The sequence below is a fragment of the Oceanobacillus sp. NCCP-135 genome (assembly GCF_059698015.1).
Genome location: NZ_BAAKSZ010000020.1, coordinates 43,028 through 62,117, shown reverse-complemented (window position 1 = coordinate 62,117; position 19,090 = coordinate 43,028). Strand labels below are relative to the sequence as shown.

19 protein-coding genes are annotated in these 19,090 nt (G+C 37.3%); 7 read left to right on the top strand and 12 right to left on the bottom strand.

The features are described 5' to 3' along the window. Positions 1–15 precede the first annotated feature (15 nt). Complete coding sequence (locus AC6HVZ_RS14115) at positions 16–1,530, bottom strand: NAD(P)H-hydrate dehydratase (protein WP_497558814.1); 1,515 nt, start codon at positions 1,528–1,530, stop codon at positions 16–18. A gap of 66 nt (positions 1,531–1,596) precedes the next feature. Continuing rightward, the gene (gene acpS / locus AC6HVZ_RS14110; RefSeq protein ID WP_497558813.1) at positions 1,597–1,959 is read right to left on the bottom strand and encodes a holo-ACP synthase; all 363 of its coding nucleotides are present in this window, start codon (positions 1,957–1,959) and stop codon (positions 1,597–1,599) included. Between the two features lie 416 nt (positions 1,960–2,375). On the opposite strand from acpS, the gene AC6HVZ_RS14105 reads away from it, so the two are divergent. After that, positions 2,376–3,134, top strand: a complete 759-nt coding sequence (locus tag AC6HVZ_RS14105) for a rhomboid family intramembrane serine protease (protein WP_497558812.1) — start codon at positions 2,376–2,378, stop codon at positions 3,132–3,134. Between the two features lie 26 nt (positions 3,135–3,160). Here the strand turns inward: AC6HVZ_RS14105 and AC6HVZ_RS14100 are convergent, their stop codons facing one another. From AC6HVZ_RS14100 to cshA, 4 genes are all read right to left on the bottom strand, one after another. Next, the gene (locus AC6HVZ_RS14100) at positions 3,161–4,579 is read right to left on the bottom strand and encodes a PH domain-containing protein (protein ID WP_497558811.1); all 1,419 of its coding nucleotides are present in this window, start codon (positions 4,577–4,579) and stop codon (positions 3,161–3,163) included. Further along, positions 4,572–5,051, bottom strand: coding sequence for a PH domain-containing protein (locus AC6HVZ_RS14095; RefSeq protein WP_497558810.1), 480 nt, complete (start codon positions 5,049–5,051; stop codon positions 4,572–4,574). The genes AC6HVZ_RS14100 and AC6HVZ_RS14095 overlap by 8 nt, the downstream gene beginning before the upstream one ends. A 79-nt stretch (positions 5,052–5,130) precedes the next feature. After that, positions 5,131–5,658, bottom strand: a complete 528-nt coding sequence (locus AC6HVZ_RS14090) for a hypothetical protein (RefSeq protein WP_497558809.1) — start codon at positions 5,656–5,658, stop codon at positions 5,131–5,133. A 210-nt stretch (positions 5,659–5,868) separates the two neighbouring features. After that, positions 5,869–7,347, bottom strand: coding sequence for a degradosome RNA helicase CshA (gene cshA / locus AC6HVZ_RS14085; RefSeq protein ID WP_497558808.1), 1,479 nt, complete (start codon positions 7,345–7,347; stop codon positions 5,869–5,871). Between the two features lie 597 nt (positions 7,348–7,944). On the opposite strand from cshA, the gene AC6HVZ_RS14080 reads away from it, so the two are divergent. Together AC6HVZ_RS14080 and AC6HVZ_RS14075 are read left to right on the top strand one after the other, a co-directional pair. Then, positions 7,945–8,859, top strand: coding sequence for a DMT family transporter (locus tag AC6HVZ_RS14080; RefSeq protein WP_497558807.1), 915 nt, complete (start codon positions 7,945–7,947; stop codon positions 8,857–8,859). A gap of 73 nt (positions 8,860–8,932) precedes the next feature. Then, positions 8,933–9,793: a DegV family protein gene (locus tag AC6HVZ_RS14075; protein WP_497558806.1), complete on the top strand. Its 861-nt coding sequence runs from the start codon at positions 8,933–8,935 to the stop codon at positions 9,791–9,793. A gap of 91 nt (positions 9,794–9,884) precedes the next feature. Here the strand turns inward: AC6HVZ_RS14075 and AC6HVZ_RS14070 are convergent, their stop codons facing one another. From AC6HVZ_RS14070 to AC6HVZ_RS14045, 6 genes are all read right to left on the bottom strand, one after another. Continuing rightward, positions 9,885–10,592 (bottom strand): alpha/beta hydrolase, encoded by a 708-nt coding sequence (locus tag AC6HVZ_RS14070; protein ID WP_497558805.1) that lies wholly within the window; start codon positions 10,590–10,592, stop codon positions 9,885–9,887. A gap of 183 nt (positions 10,593–10,775) precedes the next feature. Beyond that, positions 10,776–11,135, bottom strand: coding sequence for a YppG family protein (locus tag AC6HVZ_RS14065; protein WP_497558804.1), 360 nt, complete (start codon positions 11,133–11,135; stop codon positions 10,776–10,778). A gap of 97 nt (positions 11,136–11,232) precedes the next feature. Next, positions 11,233–11,505 carry a thioredoxin domain-containing protein gene (locus tag AC6HVZ_RS14060; RefSeq protein ID WP_497558803.1) on the bottom strand — a complete coding sequence of 91 codons (273 nt, stop codon included), beginning with the start codon at positions 11,503–11,505 and terminating at the stop codon, positions 11,233–11,235. A gap of 461 nt (positions 11,506–11,966) precedes the next feature. Beyond that, a complete protein-coding gene (locus AC6HVZ_RS14055; protein ID WP_497558802.1) occupies positions 11,967–13,349 on the bottom strand; it encodes a hypothetical protein in 1,383 nt (460 codons plus the stop codon). Beyond that, on the bottom strand, positions 13,342–14,046 hold the full coding sequence (locus tag AC6HVZ_RS14050; protein ID WP_497558828.1) for an ABC transporter ATP-binding protein: 705 nt from the start codon (positions 14,044–14,046) through the stop codon (positions 13,342–13,344). The genes AC6HVZ_RS14055 and AC6HVZ_RS14050 overlap by 8 nt, the downstream gene beginning before the upstream one ends. 117 nt (positions 14,047–14,163) lie before the next feature. Continuing rightward, positions 14,164–15,066: a diacylglycerol/lipid kinase family protein gene (locus AC6HVZ_RS14045; protein ID WP_497558801.1), complete on the bottom strand. Its 903-nt coding sequence runs from the start codon at positions 15,064–15,066 to the stop codon at positions 14,164–14,166. A gap of 479 nt (positions 15,067–15,545) precedes the next feature. Here AC6HVZ_RS14045 and AC6HVZ_RS14040 point away from each other — a divergent pair, with 479 nt between their 5' ends. From AC6HVZ_RS14040 to phnE (AC6HVZ_RS14025), 4 genes are all read left to right on the top strand, one after another. Next, positions 15,546–16,514: a phosphate/phosphite/phosphonate ABC transporter substrate-binding protein gene (locus AC6HVZ_RS14040; RefSeq protein WP_497558800.1), complete on the top strand. Its 969-nt coding sequence runs from the start codon at positions 15,546–15,548 to the stop codon at positions 16,512–16,514. Positions 16,515–16,626: 112 nt separating this feature from the next. Then, positions 16,627–17,403, top strand: a complete 777-nt coding sequence (gene phnC, locus AC6HVZ_RS14035; protein ID WP_497558799.1) for a phosphonate ABC transporter ATP-binding protein — start codon at positions 16,627–16,629, stop codon at positions 17,401–17,403. Then, the gene (gene phnE, locus AC6HVZ_RS14030; RefSeq protein WP_497558798.1) at positions 17,400–18,215 is read left to right on the top strand and encodes a phosphonate ABC transporter, permease protein PhnE; all 816 of its coding nucleotides are present in this window, start codon (positions 17,400–17,402) and stop codon (positions 18,213–18,215) included. The genes phnC and phnE (AC6HVZ_RS14030) overlap by 4 nt, the downstream gene beginning before the upstream one ends. Further along, positions 18,215–19,015 (top strand): phosphonate ABC transporter, permease protein PhnE, encoded by an 801-nt coding sequence (gene phnE / locus AC6HVZ_RS14025; protein WP_497558797.1) that lies wholly within the window; start codon positions 18,215–18,217, stop codon positions 19,013–19,015. Before phnE (AC6HVZ_RS14030) ends, phnE (AC6HVZ_RS14025) begins: the two co-directional genes overlap by 1 nt. Positions 19,016–19,090: the final 75 nt, after the last annotated feature.

Genomic DNA, 19,090 nt, shown 5'->3' with positions numbered 1-19,090 from the left:
TTTATCCCGCAATTATCAAGAAATGGTACGATATACGTTTGAAATACCATCGATCACATCAGTTGCCATTAAATCATAATAGGAATGTTTTTTCTCTACTAATAGATCTGCAGATTTTCCATGGACAAAACATGCGTTACATAATGCCTGAAAAATACTCATGTCCTGCATTACCATTGCCAGAATAATGCCTGTAAGTACATCCCCACTCCCGCCTTTTGCAAGTCCAGGATTTCCGGTTGTATTTGCATTCTGGCTTCCATCGGGTGCAGTTATGATCGTAAATTTCCCTTTGAGTATCACAAATACATCATATTCTTTAGCAAATGCTGCCGAATAATGAAAGGGTTCTTTTAACAGCTCTGAAACCGAAATATCAAGTAGCATAGCCATCTCACCGGGATGTGGTGTTACAATTGTAGGCTGAAACCTATTTTTTAGTAATGAAAGGTCTGATTTGATATGGTATAAGCCATCAGCGTCAATGATGACAGGGCCTCTTTGTTGCTCTACTATGTCTCTCACCAGCTGCCCTGTTTCGTTGTTTCTGCCTATTCCGATCCCTACAGCAACCGCATCAAATTGTTCAGACGGTATACGGGTATTCATGAGGAATCCGTTTCTCTCAGGTAGTTCAAGATAAGTAGCTTCTATGCATTCTGAAGCAATCATTTGAATAACCTTTCCAGAAGTACCTGCTGTAATTAAGCCTGACCCAGCTTTTAATGCAGCCTTCACAGTCATGACAATTGATCCAGGCATATTACTGCATCCGCCAATGACCAGACCCCTTCCATGATTTCCTTTATGTGCATGCTGTTTTCGTTGTGGCATACTTTGGCTGAAATTCGTTTCGGACCACACTTTTCTATTAGAAAACTTCTCAAATGCTTGCCCTGGAAGACCAATCGAAACCGTTTCCCAGTTTCCGTAAAAATCTGAGGTAGATGTCAGAAACGCACTCATTTTAGGCGCTTCAATGATATAGGTATAATCTGCTTGTACAGCAGCAAAGTCTTTTATACCTTCATCAGCAGGCAGCCCTGATGGAATATCCACGGAAATCACATAGTTATCTGCTGCGTTTACTATAGAAACAATTTCGGCAAGGGGTTCTCTTAAACTCCCCTTAATTCCTATACCTATCATTGCATCCACAATAAAATCTGCAGCTTTCATTAGTTCAAGATATGTTGTTTCTTCTTGCACGACGGTAAGTGATCCACCACATTTCATAAATAGTTGTTTATGATAAAGGGCGTCACCGGTAATCTTCTCGTTTGGAACAACTTGTACGACATTTACATTGCACCAATTGTTTAATAATGTCCGTGCAATAACGAAACCATCCCCACCATTGTTACCAGAACCTGTAAGGACACAAACTTTACTTGTTTTATCCAGCCTATTTTCTATTTTTTCACTAATGGCCCTACCTGCATTTTCCATTAATAGCCTTCCGTCGATTCCTATTTCATTTATTGTATAATGATCGATTTCGTACATTTCTTTTGCGGTGACAATATACAATTTGTTCCCTCCTACCCGCACTAAAATATATGAGACAACCTTGTCAAATATGTTAAATACAAGCGTTTAAGTTTTTGCTTCAATGACAACTTGGGCAGTAGCATAATCCCTCGTATGTGTGATGGAAACAAAAATATTTACTGCGTGATAACCTATTGCTTTTATTTCAGGGGCACCATTTTTATCAGTAAAAACTTCTATATGCTGAAAGCTTAGTTTCCCAATTCCCGTACCTACAGCTTTCGCAAATGCCTCTTTTGCAGCAAATCTCCCTGCGAGAAACTCGACTTTTCTATGTTCATTTTTAAGTTGAAGAAACACTTCTTTTTCCTTTTGTGTTAAAATTCGATCAACAAATCGCTTCTTTGTCTCCATACTACGTTTTATACGATCCAACTCAATTAAATCGATTCCAATTCCTTTTATCATAAAAGTACTAACCCTTCTATCCTAAAATTCATCGTATTACACTATTTATTGTTAGCTTGATACGCTATTATGGTCATAGGATTAAAAATTGTTTATTATAATAATAGTAGCCGATTTTTAAAAGTGGTTCAAAAGATCCGGTAGAATGACCCATTGATGTTCTTGTTGACGATAATGGATCAACTATGAAGACCGCCCACGTCCTTGAAAGGAAAAACTTATTCTGCCGCGACGTGCGTTCAAAGTTGCTAGTTCTTGCGCTAAAAGCTACGCAACCTAGAACTTCAACACACAGGACATGCTGGCGTCGGCTGTACCACAAAGACGTCTGCAACTTTATCCGACCCCGATCCTTTTTTATTTATTATCGAACACTTACTTAAAATAGATTACCATTAATTTGCAGGGGGATTCTAATGTTTATTCGAAACGAAAGAAGCCTGAAAGAGTTTATCCAGTTTTACCCAGTTGTTTCTGTTTTAATAATCATACATTTATTTTTATGGTTGATTATCAATTTTTTGCAGCTGCCATTTGGTTTGGAATTATACCAGTGGGGTGTTGGAATTAACCTTTTAACCCATAATGGAGAGTATTGGAGATTATTCACATCCATTTTTCTCCATGGTGATTTTATGCATGCATTATTTAATTCTTTTGCACTCGTTTTATTTGGACCTGCTTTAGAGCAAATGCTGGGAAAATTTAAATTTATCATTGCTTATTTTTCTGCCGGCCTGGCTGGGAATATTGCAACATACGCGCTTGAACCTACCGCATTTTATCTACACTTAGGTGCTTCTGGAGCTATTTTCGGTTTGTTCGGTATCTATGTTTTCATGATCGCTTTCAGGAAATCCTTAATTGATCAAGCCAATTCCCAGATCGTCATGACTATTTTTATCATTGGCCTAATCATGACCTTCTTCCGCTCAAATATCAATATTTCTGCACATATATTTGGCTTTTTTGGCGGTTTTATTATTGCACCATTGGTACTAAGAAATGTACGTCCATTTTCCCCTTGGAGAAATCGACGTTTTCGTGATGATGATTCCATTCAATTTAATCCGAATCGCTGGCAAAAAAAACGCATCTCATCCAAATTAAAGAAGAACATCGTTTGGATTATATTAGGAATTCTTGTTATCCTCGGTTTACTAAGCCGATTTTAATAAAAACCTGGTAATAACCAGGTTTTTTATTCTCGATAAGAATACCAGTCAGAAAGAAAATCCACATCTTTTTCCTCCAGTTCTTTTATCGTATAATGCTTTCCCCCTAAGCCCGCAACTATAGAGAGTTTCATTGTTGCAAGTTCTTGTACTTTTTGAAGTTTATGCTGCTTTTTCTCAAATGCCTGACCCCGCTTATGATAAATGAACATCGTCATTTTACTAAGTGTGCGATAACTTACGGTTAATCGTTCCCCCTCAGTATAATATCCGGCATCCTTAAATCGCAGAAAACCTAAAAATATAGCCCCAATAAAAAACACAATTGGTACCCAGCTAAATTGCGGCAAAAAGTACAACACAGCGGCTAATATTAAAACGATTGGCAGGGTGGTGCGGATAAGATAATATTTCAATGCTCTTTTTGGTAAGGATTTTAGTTCCTCTGGTTGATTAGCATAATCAGGCAAAAGCTCCTGGAGGAAGTCTTCAACCTCCCCCTTCTTCATAATCGGGAATAATACTGTCGAAAATTCTTCCCCTTTATCCATAGAACCACCAGCAACCTCGGCAAATACAGTAACAAATCCCAATGGTTGTCTAATCAAGCTCTCTTGGATACCTACCGCTTGGATTCTTCGTAAAGGAATTGTTATCTGCTTTTTCTCCAGTAACCCCCTAGTAATAAATAGCTCCTCATTACTTCTTGTTATCGTAAAATTCCCATACTTTATCATTGTCCCAGCAATTCCTATCAGCCATAAAACAAGGAGCAGCACAATACTTAAACCAACGATAAAAACCAGGCTCAAACCGATAATCCACTCCAATGTATTATCATAAAATCGATCTGGAATGAATTGTTCCAGCTCCGAAAAAACAAAAGCAAATATAGCAAGGATAATCCCAATACTGCCTGAAGTGGAACCTGCCAAGAATAATCGCTTAAATGAAATTTTATAGCTTGGGTCCTTATTACCCAGCTCTTCTGTTATATCGTCATGAGGAATCCTTTCCTTTTTCAACTCATTCCGTAACTGTTCTCCTTCCGTAAGTTTAACTGCTGTCAATGAAGCTTCAGAACTCATGCCACTACCGGCAGTCTCAATTTTCACTTTAACAAGCTTGAATATTCGATGGATAACACCAGCAGTTAAATCAATCGATTGAATTCGGTTGATGGAAATAAATCGTTTCTTTCTAATAATTATCCCGTATTCAACCCGAAATTCATCCTCTTCTATTCTATACGTGTAACGATACCATGATGCGACACTGTATATAATTAATAGAAGCACTAGAATTGAAGCGATCAAAATAAAATAAAAGAACGATTGATCTCTAAATGTAATAAAACCAAGAATAATAACAAACAGGGCTTCCTTGATTACTTTTATAAAATGAAACACAATTGCTGCAGGATGCAGACGTTTCCCTTTAGACATCATCTTCATCCACCCTTGCCAACAGCGAAATTCGATCACGAAGTTCAGAAGCATCTTCCTCTAGCAATGCAGGAATTTCATGTGTTGTAGCTGCAGTTGAAATGGTTACACTGGCTAACTGATATTTTTTTAAAATAGGACCTTGCTTTGTATCGACATGCTGCACCCGTATCATTGGTACCAATGTTCTAGAAACAATCAAAATTCCATGCTGTATGTATATCTCTTGATCGAATACTTCATAGCGCCATCTTCTAAAACGAAGCTTAGGAAATAAAAATACGAACAAATATGTACAGATACCACTAAATACCGCAGCAATCACCGCATACCAATAAGAGAAATCAAAAATATAAGTAATAGTAACACTAGCGATCGTTAAAAGCCAAAGTATTCCTACAACAATGGCAGCAGTTATTTTCCAGGCTTTTATTGCATCAGGGGCAATCGTATTCATTGGTGGTTGTCTCATGAGTTCTCCTCCCTTTCTTTCTTATCTAGTATGTACTACGTCAAATACTAACATAAAGTTCCACAGATATTCCCGATCCTCAGGGGGATATCTGCTCGCTCCCGGCGATATTCCCGATCCTTAGGGGGATATCCGCTCGCTCCGGGCGATATTCCCGATCCTCAGGGTGATTTCCGCTCCTTAGGGGGATATCTGCTCGCTCCAGGCGATATTCCCGATCCTCCGGGCGATTTCCGCTCGCTCCAGGCGATATTCTCGCTTCTCCGGGCGATTTCCGCTCGCTCCAGGCGATATTCTCGCTGCTCCGGGCGATATCCGTTCGCTCCAGGCGATATTCCCGATCCTCCGGGCGATTTCCGCTCGCTCCAGGCGATATTCTCGCTTCTCCGGGCGATTTCCGCTCGCTCCAGGCGATATTCCCGATCCTCAGGGGGATATCTGCTCGCTCCAGGCGATATTCCCGATCCTCCGGGCGATTTCCGCTCGCTCCAGGCGATATTCCCGATCCTCCGGGCGATTTCCACGCGCTCCCGGCGATATTCCCGATCCTCCGGGCAATTTCCGCTCGCTCCAGGCGATATTCCCGCTCGCTCCGGGCGATTTCCACGCTCTCCCGGCGATATTCCCGCTCTCCTGGCGATATTCCCGCTCTCCTGGCGATATTTCCGCTTCTCCTGGTGATATTCCCGCTCTCCTGGCGATATTTCCGCTTCTCCGGGCGATTTCCGCTCGCTCCGTCCCACTCAGATCGAAATTCCTCACCAGATAAACAAAAAAGCTCCCGATTTGAAAGAGGAGCTTTTAACTTTATATTAGATTAGTCACGGTTTCTTCGTTTCTGGAAATTACCTTTACGATTTCGTCCGCCTTGGTTGCGACCACCTTGATTACGTCCACCTTGACCACGTTGTCCATAACCATAACGCTTATTGTTTGGACGACGATTATTATCTTTAGAACGATGTGCTTTTTTAACACTGATCGGTGCTACAGATGAAATTCTAACTGGTGTGTCCCTACGTTCTTTCGTTAATAATTTCAATGCTGCTGCGATAACAGTGATCGAGTCATTGTCCTGTAATAATTGGTTAGCTGTTTCATGATAGGCTTTCAAATCTTGTTGATCAATCGTTTTTAAAATATTATCTACGGCAACTTGCTGTTGACCAATCTGTGCATCCTGGTTGGTTGGAGGCATCAAACGTTTCATTTTACTCTTTGTAACTTTTTCAATTAATTGGAGATGTGCAATCTCTCTTGGTGTAATAAAGGAAATCGCCTCACCAGTTCGTCCAGCTCTTCCTGTACGACCAATTCTGTGTACATAGCTTTCCGGATCCTGTGGAATATCGAAGTTATACACATGGGTGACGCCAGAAATATCTAATCCACGTGCTGCAACGTCTGTAGCAACCAATACATCTACACGACCGCCTTTGAATTTATTTAAGACAGACATACGTTTACCTTGTGTTAAGTCACCATGAATTCCTTCTGCACGATATCCTCTCGCTTGTAATCCCTCTGTAATTTCATCCACACGTTTTTTCGTTCTGCTAAATACAATCGCTAAATCCGGAGAATTAATATCTAGATGATTGTTAAGTGTATCAAATTTATACTTTTCCGGGATTTCCACAAAATATTGATCAATATTCTCAACTGTCATTTCCTTTGCTTTTACCTTGATTTCTTTTGGATTCTTCATCAAGTTGGTAGCAATGTCTCGAATTTCTTTTGGCATTGTTGCGGAAAATAACAATGTTTGTCTTTCTTCAGGAATTCCTTTTAATATATCACGGATATCATCGATGAATCCCATGTTAAGCATTTCATCTGCTTCATCCAATACAGCAGTTTGTACCATATTAATTCGAATTGTTTTTCTGCGCATATGATCAAGCAATCTTCCTGGTGTTGCAACGACTATTTGTGGTCCGTCCTTTAATGCACGAATTTGTCGTTCCATATGCTGACCGCCGTAAACTGCTAATGCGCGGATACCTTTAAATTTTGCTAATCGATTAATTTCCTCAGCAACTTGAATTGCCAGCTCACGCGTTGGAGCTACTACCAATCCCTGGATCTTTCTTTCCTTTGGATGAACTTTCTCAATCATCGGAATTCCAAATGCTGCTGTTTTCCCTGTGCCTGTCTGTGCTTGTCCAATTAAATCATTCCCTTGCATAGCAAGAGGAATCGTCTCTGCTTGAATTGGTGTAGCTTCTTCAAATCCCATTTTCTCCAATGCCTTCATAATGGGGGCTGATACACCTAGTTCATTAAATGTTGTCACTTATTCGTCTACTCCTTTTGTTGTATAAATTTATTCTGGGAGAGGCCTTTAATTTTTTTCTCATACTTTAGTCTTCAAATAGTTTTCCCGCCTAAGCCGTGAGCTAAACACCCTGTTACTACCAGGAATATAGTAAGAATTGATTCTATCTCATTATATTTTTATATTCATTTTAAAAGTATTTTTTTATACTTCCCTAAAGTACAAAAAGGCTTCATCCAATTGTGGTAAGAGGCCTCACTCGAAATACATGCATGTTACATCATAACACATTTTTCGTGATGATACTAACAATTATAAACTGGACACTCGGCAAAGCAATGATTATGAAACTGTTCTTTGTTTTCTTAAAAAAACTTATACTTGGAATACAAGCCTCCTGAGCAATGTTTTCGTACCATGAAAAACACTTTTCGTCTGCGAGTTGAATTTACTTGAAAAAAGATTTTCGTCTGCAAGTTGAATTTGCTTGAAAAGTTTTACTCATGCGCTTATGCAGATAAATTTTTTCTATCTGTCAAAAAATGATTTTTCAAGATTGACATGATAAAATAAGTAAGATTAGCAAATTAAATGATTATCCAAGGGAGTTATTGTATGCGTTTTCCACCGTTCAATCCATATTTAGCCGTGGTAATAGGAATTATATCTGTATCAATCTCTGCCATTTTAGTAAAATTAGCAGATAGTGCTCCAGCAGGGATAACGGCGATGTACCGTCTTCTATTGGCAGTTATTATCATGTCACCTATCGTTTTAATGAAGTATCGACATGAATTTTGTTTAATTACTAAAAAGGATTGGATCCTCTCCATATTTGCAGGTGTTTTCTTGGCATTTCATTTTATTTTCTGGTTTGAATCCCTCCATTATACATCTGTAGCAAGTTCAACCGTGCTCGTTTCTTTACAACCAATTTTTGCATTTTTAGGTACTTATTTTTTCTTTCAGGAGCGTTTTTCTTCTGCTGCAATTATTAGCATGATTATCACATTGTTCGGCAGTGTCATTATCAGCTGGGGTGACTTTCAGATAGGCGGAATGGCGTTTTTCGGAGATGTTCTTGCACTAGTTGGAGCGTTGACTATGACGGTTTATTTTCTATTTGGACAAAGTGTCAGGAGGAATTTATCCTTAATGACCTATACATTTATCGTATACGGGGTAAGTTCCATCACATTAATTCTTTATAACCTTATATTACAAAACCCTTTTATTGGTTATCCTGCTGATAATTGGTGGATTTTTTTAGGATTGGCTATTGTTCCGACTTTTTTTGGGCATACACTTTTTAATTGGGCCTTAAAATGGCTTAGCGCTTCCACAATATCGATGGCGATTGTCTTCGAACCAGTCGGGGCAACAATCTTAGCTTACTTTATTTTACAGGAAACAATAACATGGTCACAACTCTTAGGTGGTGCGATCGTTATATTCGGTTTATATCTCTTTATATTAAGCACGTCGCGTAAATCAAGTGTAACGATCTCAGAAAAGGGCAAAAAAAATTAAGAATTCTTATCTCTAACAACAAAATTAGATAACTGATATAATAGTAGTAATTTTTAAAAAAGCGGGTGAATACATGGATTTCCAATTAATGACAGATGGTGGAGCTGATATTCCAAAGCGATTACACGATTCCCTTAATATTGTAGTTGTTCCGCTCTACTTACATTTTAAAGATGGTCAATACAAGAGTGGTGTGGATTTAGACCTTCCAACTTTTTATGAAAAAATAAAAGAAAATAAAGAACTACCACGTTCTGCAGCTCCTAGTCCAAACGACTTTTATGTTGCATATAAACAGATCAATGCGGAAACTCCAATCCTTATGTTAAGTTTGACAAAAGGATTAAGCAGTACGTATGAGAATGCTGTGATCGGAAGAAACATGCTACTTGAAGAAGAGCCAGAGCGTACAATAGAAATAATCAATACGAAAACTGCTTCCTGTGGAATAGCTCTTTTATTAAATGAAGCAGGGGTAAAACACCAGGAAAATTATTCATTTGATGAAATTGTAGATCACCTACATGAATGTGTGGAACAAACAACTACTTTATTTGTACTGAAATCACTTGAAAATTTAATTTTGGGTGGTCGCCTAGACAGGGTTAAAGGTACAATAGCTAAAACACTTAATATTAAATTATTAATGAAGGCAAGTGAGGAAGGAACAATTGAAGTTTCTGAAAAAGTACGTGGGGATAAAAAATCAATTCGTCGTTTTATCGACCAAATAGGTGAATATACTAAAAATGTGGAAGATAAGGTGATATCCATGACCCATTGCAACGCAGAAGAACGAGCGAAGAAGGTACTTGCTGAAATTCGCAGCAGATATCCATTTAAAGATGAACTATTAACAGAAACCGGACCATTAATATCCACCTATGGCGGTGAAGGTGCGTTAGTTATTTCTTTTTTTAAAGAAGGAAAATAACAAAAAGGTCTGCTTCTTTTGGATCAGCAGACCTTTTTGTTTTTTATATTCATGAGCAGTAGCCTCTGCCTATAAACTTAAACATCAGATCTTAGCCCTCGTCCATTTGCTTCGACTTTGTTAGAAAATGGTAGATCATTTTATTCAGCGTATCTTTATCATCCCCTAAACATATTAAATGCCTTGAACGTTCAAAAAACACAACTTCTTTTCGATTAGATTTAATTTCTTTATCCAAATAATATGCTGTTTTATATGGTACCATTCCATCCTGCTGCCCTTGAGCAATCAATACTGGTGAATCAATATTTTTCAGGTGGCGGCGGGTAAATTTAACTAACTTAAGAAATTCCAGATTGGCTTTAAAAGGAACATTACCCAGTTTCCTTTTATAATGAATATACAACTTGTTTTTGCCCAGGTTTCCTCTAATACCATCAACTAATACTTCTCCAACATCAAGTCCTATTTGTTTAAAGGATAAAAACTTACCAGAGGTTGCTAATAAGACAAGTTTATCCACCCTGTATTTCCCCGCTAAATAAGAAGCAATCATCCCGCCCATTGAAAAACCGATAAGATAAATTTCATCATATTTTTTCTTCAATTGTTTTAATGAATCTTCTGCGGATTTAATCCACTTCTTATGGGACACATTTTCTAAATTTAGCTTCCTGCCATGACCAGGTAATGTTGGAACTTCTATATACCAATTCGTATTTTCTTTAAGAAAATTAGCTAATGGATCTACCTCATATGGGCCACCAGTATATCCGTGGATAATTAAACAACCAATCATAACAATTCTCCTCTAATATTATCTATTTAGTTTCTTTTTCCCTTTAACCGGACTAAATATTACTGCATGACTTCATATACCCTCGAAAATTACTTTCCAGTATTGTTGTTTTTTTACAAAATGAAAGCCAATGAATATCTTTCGCATCATTAGCTCTGAGAAGTTGCTTGAAGCATTATTTTTTTATCTGAAGGTTTTTATTAATGCTCCGAATTGCTTCACAATTGGGGATACCTGATGATAAGTATTAGCTAATTGTCCAACGGTTGTTAGCATTTTATCAAGGTCGATCTGTCCATTTTCATCCTGATACTTTGTCATAAAACTATTTGCTCCATTCATAGGTGATTGTTGATTGATAGCTTGATTTGTCTGCATAGAGTTAGGCCAATCCATAGGTTGCTGTGGCTTGGCAAATTGTTCAAAGGGTGTTTGGTCATCTGGCGGCCCGTATGGAGTATATGGATTGTAAGGTTGCTGCGGGGGATAACTTGCAGCATAATATTGAAAATCAGGCGGATAATAATATGGCCTATAATACATACTAATACACACACCTTTTTTATCTTTTTTATCTATATTAATTTATGCATCCAATTCTTAAAATGTGTGTATATCTGTTTCATTCGTAATCTCCACCTTAATATGAACTATACTGAGAATTAATACTGGCTGACCCTAAAACACTCTTTAGTTTATTTTTTTGAAAACCCAAAATCGGTTCGGCTTCGTTCTCGATAAATGTAGCTGGCGTTCCAAATATGCCTTGTTCTTGTAGTTCCTTCATATAATTATTACTTTCAGTTACATTCTTTGTTTGATATGGAATTTCCCATGTATCCATTTGCTTTAATAACTTTTTACATTGTGAGTTATTTTCACTTATATAAATAATCACATTTCTTTCACTCATTGGTGTGCCCCCCTCCCACTGGATGTATGTGAATGTGTAACATTCTCTCTTTTAATATATAAATACCCGGAAGTTTATCTCAATAAACTTTGATTATGTTAAAAATATTACAGATTCATTACAACGTATTAACTTGCTTTAATTATTTACCACGACCATTAGGATGATAAACTCCTTTTCTAAACTGTTTATAAAAAAGGAGCGAATTATTTATCCAATGCTTAGATCAATAATTCGCTCCTTTCTGCTATTGTACAAGCTTACCAACTACTTGTACCTTTTATTAAAGTAGAGATATCCCCGTATCCCAACTTCATTTTATCGCTACTAATCATTTGCTGCTATGACTTTTATCACAGCTGAGAACAGTCACCCTCCATACTACATCTCACGTATGTTTCTGCCTAACCGCATTCATACACCAATTACAATTTCCTCATTCCGCCAGTCGTTCCTACCGCTTAAAGCACAGGGTTATTCCTTTTTTTGATTAATAGGAATAGTATCCCCAAAAAAGCAATTGATAAAATTGGGTAGGAACCACTAAACGCGATAAGAATCAGCAATCCAATGCTAATCCCTTCATCTAAATTAAAATATACCGTTTTTCTTGCTAGTAATATTATTGCCTTATCCACTTTCACTTCATAAATGTATAAAAACGAACTACAATAAAATAATAATTGGAAGACAGTCCAAAAAGTAACGTGCAATCCCAGAAATGTTAATACTGGAATCAGCAGTAAAACAGCTCCGTAAAGAACGTATTTGAAGAACGTTTTTTTATACTTTACTAAGTCCCATGGTAGTACATGAAGGATATCTGACGTGAATCGATCACTAAAAAAGCTTACAGTTGCATTTGCATACGCATAGATACCAAATGCCAATCCTATATAAAAAATTACTTCATTAATAAAAGGAAGTACAATAAGCATGAGGAGCAAGGCGCCAATTAGCTGAAATAATAATTCATGGTTTTTTACTAGATAAAGCTTCCACATTCGATTATGTATCGCTCCGACTGATTGAAAAGCTTTCTTTCGTTTTGCTGAATTTTGAAAAACACTATATTTTTTCTGCCTTTTAAATTTCGTTTGGGATGCTTTTCCAATTAACCACATATTCCATATATGATAATCACTTATTTCTGTTACCCTGGACCAATTTACATGTGAGAATAATGAGCGTAATAATACAACGTTTAGAACAATAATAATTGCAAACAATGCCATACCAACTATTGGAGACGTTAGAACTCCAATCGCATTTATAAAAATCACTAGGAACAACCAGCCTAATTTCGGCAAAAATCCAATCTGAAATAATCTCCATTGGGGTACAGACATCATGATGTCATAAACCATAAACAATAGGACATAGGAAATTACCAGTGAACTGGATATTGGGGTTAATAAAATAACCAAAGCTGCCATGATGAAATAAATCACAAACTGTCTCAGCCACTTTTCAAGGAGGGCGAACAGCCAAATCTTACTCCTGCTGTATGGCAAAATCCCTAATTGATATTCCGAGCTGGAAAACTTCAAACCAGGCTCACGAAAAGATTTCATGATATATCGAATGGGCAAAACAGTTAATATCAGCCAAAATCCTTTCTTTGCATTTTCTTCAATTACTATAAAATAAGGATTAAACTCCTGAATGAAATCACCAAAGATAAATATACTCGCAAAAACATATGCGCCTAATAAGAGTAAATAAGCACCTGTTGTTTTATCGACCATGAGTTCCAAAGCTATTTTATTTATTTTTCTTTTTTTACGACGTCTATTTTTCCGTATAAACCAATATGCTTTCCATACAGGAGCTTCCCTAATCATCTGTTGATCTCCTTTGGATCGTTTCGAACTCATCAATTGGCCCATGACTTTGGATTTTCCCATGTTGCAGCATAATGAACTGATCTGCAATATCTTTTACTCTTTCCAGCTGGTGGCTTGTCAGTAAAATACTTGTTCCGTTTTCTGCCTTTTCTTTGATCAATCGCTCTAAATAATCCATCGCATAAATATCCAGCCCCATAAATGGTTCATCAATTAATAAAAGGGATGTATCAGGAAGCAATGCACAAATCGTCTGCACCTTTTGCCTCATTCCCTTTGAAAGTGTTTCCGGATACTCATTTAATTTATCCTCCAGTTCGAAACCTTTTACATATCGATCGATCCGTTTTTTCAATACATTCTCCGGCAGCTCGTAGCTCATGGCATATAACTGAAAATGCTGCATAACTGTTAGTTCAGTTAATAAAAGCGGTTCTTCCGGAAGATAGGAAACCATTTGTTTGAAAGTTAAAAACGAATCATCCTGATTATATTCCTCATTGATAATCATTTGACCTGCTGATTTTTCCAATATACCTAATAGACTCTTGATTAAGGTGGATTTTCCTGCACCATTATGGCCAACCAATGCCAGTACAGATCCGGATTCCATTTCAAACGAAATATCCTCCAGCAGTTTCGTTTGATTGATTTCAATAGTTACACCACTAACTTCCAACACTTTCAAATGCATCACCTAACCTGTATGACTTCGATAGTCTATATACGTTGGGATTGATTAAGAAGTTTCACTTTACTTTAAAAGGTTTCCCCATTAAAGAGCTTCCCATCAGTTCTATCAATTATCCTTTTACTGTATGAAAGCTGCCTGAATCATTTTCAGATGGTTTGGTAAAATGGTTATTTCAGTAGGAGTTATCGCCTTTATTTCCCCATCCATATCGACTTCTTTCGTTTCTTCGGTAGTTATCTTCATATTTTCTATTTGTATATGGGTTAATTGGGTCAGTTCCTTTGCATCTAATTCAGGATTATTCATCGATAGCAATTCACGAAAGGAAACGAAATTAGAACTTTTTACAATTAAGACATCCAGCTTTCCATCAGTTGGGCTAATTTTTGTAATTGGGAGTTCTCTTGTACCAAGGAACTTTCCATTTAACACTAATACCATTACAGCTTCTCCATCATATGTAATACCATCAGCAATCATTTCATAGGAAAAAGGCTCAGTCTGGCCTACTGTCTTTAATGTACTCATGAAGTAGCTAAGCACACCGAGACTTTTCTTTTGATCATCATCGATATTTTGTGATGTCTCCGATACTAAACCAATCCCCCAAAAATTAAGAAAGTAATGATCACCAGCTTTGCCAAGATCAATCTCAACAATGTTACCATCCACAATTGCTTGTGCAGCTGCTTCTACATTTTGTGGGATTTGCAGCATTCTGCTGAAATCATTTGCTGTTCCTCCAGGTAAGATCGCAATAACTGGTCTATTTTCCATAGGAGCTATCCTATTAATGCATTCATGCACTGTTCCATCACCCCCGAGAATAATAAAAATATCCATTCGATCAGCAAAGGTTTTACATATTTCCTTTACCTCTTCAATTGTTTTTGTTTGAATAACAGTCAATTCTTTTATTGCTTGACTTACTATTGGTAATGTTTGAGCAAGCTTTTTATCCAAATCACTTTTCCCAGAATTTCCATTATATAAAAATAATCCTCTATTATAGGTAGACATTACCTTCCCTCCTATCATTTATGGGTATTTTATAAAGTTATATCGACTGTATGATGTCGCTCTTGATATACAGGCGATGTTCAGAAGTAGAGAGTTGCTCTATATATGACCGGTTGAATTTTTTTCTTACTAGTCAGGTACCTAAGGGGGCAATATGAGACCATTCGCTCCTATTTCCAGTTACATTCAAGCATAGAGTAGGGTTTTAATGGTTCGTTTACGCCTGTTTTTTTTACATATAAAAAACTTATATATACTACTTCCCCTTATTATGATGGGAGAAACTTTAAATAAATAGCAGAAAAAATACTATTAGACATCCTAATTCGAATAAATAAGCTATACTAATTCCTGCATTACTACCGTTTTATTTTGTGAATTTCACGTAAAATAATGAAAATATACTAGCAATTTCATGCTAAATGTTATTTAATATAATAGAAAGCTATTAAAGATACATATTATCTAGGAGGGTCAAGATGAAAAAACTTTATAGTCTATTGCTTGTGTTGGCATTAGCACTTGTACTTGCAGCATGTGGAAGTTCGGATGATACAGATACCAGTAACGGCAGTGAAGGTTCTGATGACGCAGAAACAAATACTGACGGAGAAGAAAGTGAAGGTAGCGAGACACCAGACACATTAGTAATGGGATTTGTTCCATCACAGGATTCTGATACAATTGCTGATACAGTAGAACCTTTAGCAGAACGTTTAGGTGAAGAACTTGGGATTGAAGTAAAAGGTCAGGTTATGACTAACTATAATGCGTTAGTAGAAGCTATGGGAGCAAATCAGGTGCAAATTGGATTTATCCCCGCATTCGGTTACGTTTTAGCAAACGAGCAGTATGATGTTGAAGTAATTTTAAAATCTATCAGATACGGGTCTGGTACGTATAAAGCGCAATACTTAGTACGTTCTGATTCCGGTATTGAGAGTTTAGCAGATCTGGAAGGCAAGGTCTGGGCATATGCTGACCAAGGTTCAACTTCCGGCTATCTTTTCCCGGCTAGTCAATTGATGGAGGAATTTGATTATGCATCAGCTCCAGAATTGGAAAGCAACTTCTTTAGTGGCACCATTCAATCAGGCGGACATGACAGCTCAGCAATCGCAGTCTATGAAGGTGACGCTGATGTAGCAACCACTTTCGATGATGTACGTACAGAGCTTGAGGAAGAATATCCTGATGTAATGGATAAACTGACTGTTCTTGGGTATACAGATGAGATTCCGAATGATACCATTTCTGTTACAAAAGAGCTTGATGATGAATTAGTTCAGGAGATTAAAGACATCTTCCTATCCTTTAATGATGATGAAGAAATGATCCAAATCATGAATGATGTCTACAACTGGGACGAAATAGATGAAGCGACCGATGAAGAGTATCAGGTCGTAAAAGAAACATACCAAAAATTCAAAGACAATATCGAACTGTAAATAGAAGATATATAGGTGCTAACTATTTCAAAAGGGGAGAAATCACTCCCCTTTTTTTCCTAGTTTACTTGTTAACCGGGATTAAAGTCTGTAATTGGAGGAAGTACATATTATGATTGAATTTAAAGATGTAGGCCTTATTTATCCCAACGGTATAGAAGGTTTAAAAAATATAAACACTACAATTAAAGATGGTGAATTCGTTGTAATTGTTGGTTTATCCGGAGCAGGAAAATCTACCTTCATCCGTAGTATAAATCGTTTGGTTACTCCAACTTCGGGGTCACTTCAGGTAGATGGTGAAAATATTCTTACCTATCACAGTGGAAATCTTCGAAAACTCCGAACAAAAGTTGGTATGATCTTCCAAAACTATAACCTTGTTAAACGATCCAATGTGCTAAAAAATGTATTGGCAGGTCGTTTAGGACATACAGGAACACTCAGATCCATTTTTAGTTTATATAAAAAAGAGGACATTGGACTTGCGTATGAAAGTTTAAAGCGTGTAAATATTGATGAGAAAATTTATAATCGTGCAGATGAATTAAGTGGTGGGCAGCAGCAGCGGGTAAGTATCGCACGTGTTCTTACACAAAAACCGAAATATATTCTGGCAGATGAACCGGTTGCGTCGCTCGATCCTCCAACATCGCACCAGGTCATGACATATTTAAAGAAAATTAATAAAGAGGATAACATTACAACAATTGTTAACCTGCATTTCATTGATATGGCAATGGAATATGCAGATCGTATTATTGGCATGCGTGCTGGGGAAATTGTATTTGATGGGCCAGTATCAGAGGTATCCGAACAAACATTTGAAGAAATCTACGGCCGTTCAATACGTGAGGATGACTTGCGTGGGGGGGCAGATGAATCGTGACAAATGAAAACAATTCATTAGCCGAAAAGAAAACACCACCCATTTACCCTGCTAAAATAAAAATGCAAATAACCGTAATCTTTTTAGTGATTTTAGGTATTTATTTATTCAGTATGTATTGGACACAAAAAGAGATGGTTGGCGGATTTGGTGGCGCATTTGGTAATATGTTTACCGTTATGGAGAAGTTTTTCCCACCTAACTTAAATGTACTACCTGCAATTTGGGGGCCGATGGTGGAAACGATCCAAATGGCTATTATTGCTACCACAGTAGCATCTATTTTAACTGTTCCTTTAGCTGTTTTGGCCGCTCGAAATGTAACGACATTTAAGCCATTATACTATACAACCCGCACATTCTTAAATATACTCCGTACCATTCCGGATTTAGTATTGGCAGTTATCTTTGTTGGATTATTCGGAATTGGTCTGTTCCCTGGTATTTTAGCCCTTATTGTATTTTCATTAGGTATATTAGCTAAGTTAATCAGTGAAACGATCGAGTCTGTTGATATGAACCCATTAGAAGCTATGCGTGCTTCCGGGGGAAATGTTTATCAGGTTATCTGGTATGGCTTGGTACCACAGGTGTTACCACAATTTACATCATTGGTACTGTATGTATTTGAAATCAACATTCGTGCATCTGTCGTATTGGGTTATGTTGGTGCCGGTGGTATTGGTCTAATTTTAAATCAGCAGCTGGGATTCTATAATTATCCTAATGCAATGATGATTATCGTGCTTATTTTTATTGTTGTAATTGTTATTGAGTATATCAGTAATAAATTAAGGGAGGCATTGATCTAATGGAAACATATTCATTACCTCCAAAACCAAAAAACTCGCTTTATAAAAAAATGAAGCGGATTATCATGACGCTTTTAGTAATAGTTATGTATGTATGGACCTTTGTTAGTATTAATATTGATTGGGGACGAGCAATTGAACGGGCAATAAATAACTTCAACAGAGTTATTCCCAAGTTATTCAGCCCTGACTGGGGAGCTACCGGAGACGTTGCTTTAAGTATGCTGGAAACGATATTTATTGCATTTGCAGGATCATTAATGGCGGCAATTATAGCAGTGCCTTTAGCATTTCTAGCTGCACATAACATGATGGGCGGTAAAATTTTCTCAACGATTGGAAAATGGATTCTATCCGCCGTTCGTGCGTTTCCTGATCTCATTTTAGCTATTCTATTCGTTGTCGCCGTTGGTCCAAATGCATTTGCCGGGGTGCTTGCCATTGCGATCGGCTCGACTGGAATGTTAGGGAAAATGTTCTCGGAAATTATTGAATCGATTGATATGGAAATTGTTCAAGCCATGGAAGCAAACGGGGCAAATAAAATTCAGATTTTATTTTATGCGGTAATGCCACAGGTCATTCCTGAATTCCTGTCATTCGCTATTTACCGATTCGAAATAGATATTCGTGCTTCTTCCATCCTCGGTATTGTTGGTGCCGGTGGTATTGGTACAATGATAATTTTCGCATCTAATAACCGAAACTGGAACGAAATGGGAACAATCTTATTGGCTATTATTATCGTTGTAACTGTTATCGACTTTGCATCATCACGGATTAGAAATAAAATAGTATAATAGCTGTTAAAAGAAGAAACGAAATGAATGAGTGATTAATGCTCTAATTTCGTTTCTTTGCATATGAAAGGATGA